The sequence below is a fragment of the Streptomyces sp. JLYT201 genome (assembly GCF_059448825.1).
This window is the reverse complement of sequence record NZ_CM182551.1, coordinates 9,935,075-9,939,955: the sequence shown is the minus strand read 5'-3', so window position 1 is coordinate 9,939,955 and position 4,881 is coordinate 9,935,075. Positions and strand designations below refer to the sequence as shown.

Genomic DNA, 4,881 nt, shown 5'->3' with positions numbered 1-4,881 from the left:
GACTAGCTCCCCCGTAATTCCTTTGCGGCCCGCTCGTCCCGACACGGACCCCATTGCTGTGCAGACGCGGTTATGCGTACGCCCGATAGAGCGGGCGCATGAATACTCAACCAATCATTGAGCAATTGATGAAACGCAGGTGAAGGCGGCGACGGCAGCGACGGGAACCGCTACTGCCGTGCCACGTCACACCGTGTTCAAGAACCCGCGGATTCCGTTTCCCGGACCAGGCTCAACGGGCGCATATCGGCCCAGTTCTCCTCGACATGGGCGAGGCAGGCCTGGCGGGCGTCCGGCCCGAACCGCGCCTCCCAGCCCGCGGGGACCTCGATCGTCGCAGGCCAGAGCGAGTACTGGCCCTCATCGTTCACCAGGACCAGGTACTGGGCGTCATCGTCTTCAAATGGATTGCTCACACTGCACCTCTCGGCATGCACGGAGAGGGACGCGGGCGGGGACACACCTGCCCAAACACACAGCAAGCCGCGCCCGAACAGAAACCAGGCAGCGGTCATTTACTTCATGCCAGAGCGGCAAAATCCCCCGTAAGCGGCCGTTGCACACGATGGTGACGGCTCCGCACATCCCCCAAGTTCTGTTACTCAAGCGCCCGTTACGGGTCGCTCGACCAGCCTGCACTTCCCCCGTTCTCGGCGGCGATGATCACACTACGTGGGACGCGAATCAAGTTCAACCGTGACCGGCATCACGAAACACCCGGTACACATGGGCGAGTTAACCGGGAGAAGAGTGGGTACAGGAACCGTTAAATCCAGGAAATGCCAATTGACGGTTCATGGGCGGCTGCGGTAGCGGGCCGGGCCGCGTGGCGCGTGCGTACCGACGACAAAGGCGGCCCGCACCGGATGACTTCCGGTGCGGGCCGCCTCGTGTGCGGGCCTCAGCGCTCTCCCCTCGCGTACGGGCCTCAGCGCTCGCCCCTCGTCTGCGGGCCTCCGTGCGCGTCAGCGGACGTCGACGTAGTCCTCACGTCCGTGGTCCGCGTAGTGGGAGGCGTCCGTGTCGGTGTAGCGCATCTGCCAGGTGCCGTCCTGCCGCGCGGTGAACTTCTTGCTGAACGTGCCGTCGCCGAGCGTCTTGGTGCTTCCCAGCTCCTTCCACGCGGACCCTGCCGTCGCGGCCTTGAACCAGACGCGGACCTTCTGCCCGGCGTACGGCCGCCAGGTGGAGCCCGGCTTGTGCATCAGACCGCCCTTGGCCGTGACCTTCGCCCCCTTGCGCACGCCCTCGGGCGTGACCCCGTCGTTCCACACCCGCGTGTACGTGCGTCCCAGCTTGGCGCTCGAACCGTTCAGGTCGGCGTTGACGAGGCGGAGCCGCCAGTGGCCACCCGCGTCGGCCTTCTTCGGCGAGGACCCCGTGAAGGAGGCGCCGTACGCGGCGTCGAAGGTGCCGGTGCTCGACCAGGCCCCGCCCTCCGGGCGGTGGTCGACGGAGACCTTCGCCGTGGCCCCCTTCGGAAACGTCCCCTGGGTGACACCGAGCTTGCCGGTGAAGGTGACCTTGCGGTACTTGTCCACCTTGCCCTCGACGTTCGACAGCCTGCTCGTCCGCGGGGGCTCGGCCACCGTGAAGGTGTGCGGGGACGGCGGCGTGAACCAGTTCGACGCGGTCGGCCGGATGCTCACCTGCCCGCCCTGCTTGACCGTGTACCGCGTGGAGAAGGTGCCGTTCTCCCCGCTCTGTACGGTGCCGTCGGCGCCGATGTTCACCTCGGCGGCCAGGGGCTTCTCGGCGCCGTCGTCCGCGATGCGGGTGAGCTTGCCGCGGACCGGAATGTCACTGCCGTACGGTGCGGTGACTGTGTCTGCGGGCGTGTCCACCTTGAGTTTCAGCGCCTGCTGGTGGAGGGGAAGTTTGAGCGACTCGTACTGCTGGTCGAACATGTACTCGTACGTGGTGTCGGTGCTGCGCTCGTTGAAGTACGTGGTGGACGAGAACCGCCCCGTCCCGTCCGTCCACACCCAGCCCTCCCTGCGAGCCTCGCGGGCGCGGTAGTACATGCCCACCCCTGCGAACGGCTTCACCTCGTGGGTGACGGGGTCCTCGGCCACCAGGGATCCGGAGACGTCGAGCACGGAGTGGTCGTAGGAGATCCGCGGGTGGCTGCTGCTGAGGGTCAGCTTGGGGTTGAGACCGTAGTTGAGGAATCCGGTCGACCGCTGCACGACCTCGTTCGGCCGGCCCTCCCTCGCCACGACGTCGATCACGTAGGCGCCCATGGCGGGCAGGGTGACCGGCCCGGACCGGAAGGTGTGCTCGAAGCATTCGCTCGTGTCGGGGCAGGTCTCGGTGCCGTCGAGGCGGAGGCTGGCGAGGACCTTGGTGTCGTCCGGCGCGTGGATCTTGAGCGTGACGTCCTTCGGGCGGAAGCGCGAGGACAGGTGCTCGTAGAGGGCGTAGACCTTGCCGCCCTCCAGCAGCGTCTCCGTACGGCTGCGGGAGCCGCCCTCGCCCGCGTGTGCCGCGGGCACGGCGACCAGTGTGGCGGCGCAAGCCACGAGGCTCGTGGCCATCACCACCGAGAACTTCTTCAAGACTCCCCCAATGGGTGTTCCTGTGCGTGTCGCGGCTTTGACCTGTGAGGCGGGTGGATGGTTGTGCGACTCCCAGGGCCTGTCGGCACGGCGCCGAGCTGGGCGGTTGACCGCGTGGTGAGCAAGCGCCCCGACGGCCGCCAGGTCGGTAAGGCCGGTTCTGCCGCCGGCGGTCATGTGGCGCCGGGCGTAGAGAGGAAGCTCACCTTCTGGCACCCCATGAGGAGGCGCCGTGGACAGGAGCACTGCTACTCTCCACGCCCGCCTTCTCCCTGGTCAACAGCGGCAATATGACAGCGCGTGCGCCCAAGCGGTCCTGGAAGGTGGACTTCGAGGTCGGGGAGAGCGAGGACCGGCTGCACGGCATGGAACGAGTCAGCCTCAAGGCGATGTGCAACGACCCCTCGCAGCACACGTACGCGACGCTCTTCCTCAACGACCGCTACATGGGGCTGTTCTCCGTCATCGAGCAGGTCGACAAGAAGTTCCTCAAGGACCACTTCGGCAAGAACTCCGAAGGCAACCTCTACAAGGCGTCCTGCGGTGACATCGGCTGCGCGACCCTGGAGCACCGCACCGGCACGGGCGGCACGGACGGCGGTCACCAGTACTTCACCGCGGGCGGCCCGGCGGACGACAGGACGTACCGCCTCAAGACGAACGAGGGCGATCCGGCCGCCAACACCTACGACGACCTCCGTACGATCAACGGCGTCGAACTGCGCGGCAGCGAGGGCGCGTTCGCGTCCGACGCCTTCCGCTCGTCCGTCGAGGGCCTCCTGAACGTGCGGGCCTTCCTGCGCTGGGCGAGCGCCAACGTGGTCCTCGGCAGCTGGGACAATTACTTCGCGACGCCGTCGAACTACTACCTCTACAACTCGGGGCGGCTCGGCGACGCGCGGGGCTTCACGTCACGCCCGTACTTCACGTTCATCCCCTGGGACTACGACAACAGCCCCAGGCGCCGACTTCTTCTCGACCCAGTGGCAGTACACGGATCTGCTCGACTGGCCCGCGAGGACGCGCGGCTACTACCGGATCACGCACGCCCCGCACGAGGTGCCACAGCTGCCGCTGTTCACCAACCTGCTGCGCCACCACGACTTCTGCCAGTACTACCTCGACCACCTGGAGTACCTGCTCGACACGGAGTTCGACCCCGGCCGTGTCGCCGCGCTGATCGGTGCGGAGGACTCCGGGGGCGAGGGCCTGTGGCAGCGCATCGCGCCCTCGGTGCACCTCAAGTCGGCCAGCCCGCACGGACAGCCCTTCACTGGGCGGCACTTCACCAACGACGAGGTGTACCGAGCCGCGTACCGCCAGGGGGAACTCAGCCGCGGCGCCCAGTTCACGTACGGGATCTACCACCACACACGGATGCGCTACGACAGCGCCCGACGTCAGCTCGCCGAGCTCCGCAAGACCTACCCCAACGGCGCCAGCGGTGCCGTCTTCCCCGGCACCATGGAGGCCCTGCCGTCATGACCACCGCCAAGAAGCAGCCGAAGAACAACAAGGCCCCGCAGCTGCGCCTCGTCAAGGAGGCCAAGATCCGGGAAGCGGCGAGTTCCCAGCACGGCAAGGGGACGGAGGCCGATGGGCACGAGGATCTCGCTCACGACCCGGTCAAGGACCGCTACTTCACGCTCAGCGAGGCTGTTCCGGTCAAGCCCAAGGGGTACCGCGCCCGCGTTCAGGAACACGACAGCCGACTGCGGCCCCGCGGCTCGGCGTGGCTCGGCTTCCTGCTGACGGACGCCAACAAGGGCATGGAGGGTCTGAAGTGGGTGGAGCGGAACGGAGTCGGTCACCTGCTCGCCCTGTGCGAGGGCAACCGCTGCGCGGGCGGCAAGGAGGGCCGGCGGCCCGGCGGCGGCCGCATCCAGGTCTTCCGCCGCGGCACCGACCAGTGGGACCACACGGACACGCTATGGCTGCCCGCGTCCCTGCCCTTCGAGGACTAAAGCGGCCTGTCCGTCCGCGACGGCCGGATCGCCGTCCTGTCGCAGGCGTCGTCCGCACTCTGGGTGGGCCGCCTCGCCACGCAGAAGTGGCAGGTCGACGAGGGCACGGTCTACCGCCTCCCCACGGACACCAAGGGGCGCACCGTCTACGGCACCGCCGAAGGCGTCTCCTGGGTCTCGTCCGACCACGTGGTGGTGGTGTCGGACCGGGCGAAGAAGGGCGCGGCGAGCGACCCGTACCGCGCGAAGGACCAGTCGATCCACCTCTTCCTGATCCCCGCGGCGACTGGGTAGGACCCGCCCCCGGCCGCCGACCACCGTCATTGCCACAGGTCAGCGCGGCCTCCTGGTGACTTCAA

General features: G+C 67.7%; 5 protein-coding genes and 1 pseudogene. 4 read left to right on the top strand and 2 right to left on the bottom strand.

Translation table 11 applies throughout. The features are described from left to right. Positions 1-197: 197 nt before the first annotated feature. Together AC5WAM_RS41850 and AC5WAM_RS41845 are read right to left on the bottom strand one after the other, a co-directional pair. Positions 198-416 (bottom strand): MbtH family protein, encoded by a 219-nt coding sequence (locus AC5WAM_RS41850; protein ID WP_495523766.1) that lies wholly within the window; start codon positions 414-416, stop codon positions 198-200. A 549-nt stretch (positions 417-965) separates the two neighbouring features. Continuing rightward, entirely contained in the window at positions 966-2,558 is a 1,593-nt protein-coding gene (locus AC5WAM_RS41845; protein WP_495520965.1) for a hypothetical protein, read from the bottom strand. A 290-nt stretch (positions 2,559-2,848) separates the two neighbouring features. Between AC5WAM_RS41845 and AC5WAM_RS41840 the strand changes: the two are divergent. The 4 genes and pseudogenes from AC5WAM_RS41840 to AC5WAM_RS41825 form a co-directional block, all read left to right on the top strand. Continuing rightward, positions 2,849-3,502 (top strand): annotated as a pseudogene (locus tag AC5WAM_RS41840) (CotH kinase family protein); the annotation flags it as partial. A 115-nt stretch (positions 3,503-3,617) separates the two neighbouring features. Further along, positions 3,618-4,043 (top strand): hypothetical protein, encoded by a 426-nt coding sequence (locus AC5WAM_RS41835; RefSeq protein ID WP_495523791.1) that lies wholly within the window; start codon positions 3,618-3,620, stop codon positions 4,041-4,043. Further along, on the top strand, positions 4,040-4,522 hold the full coding sequence (locus AC5WAM_RS41830; RefSeq protein ID WP_495523790.1) for a hypothetical protein: 483 nt from the start codon (positions 4,040-4,042) through the stop codon (positions 4,520-4,522). The genes AC5WAM_RS41835 and AC5WAM_RS41830 overlap by 4 nt, the downstream gene beginning before the upstream one ends. 63 nt (positions 4,523-4,585) lie before the next feature. Next, complete coding sequence (locus AC5WAM_RS41825) at positions 4,586-4,816, top strand: hypothetical protein (protein ID WP_495520964.1); 231 nt, start codon at positions 4,586-4,588, stop codon at positions 4,814-4,816. The last annotated feature ends 65 nt before the right edge of the window (positions 4,817-4,881 follow it).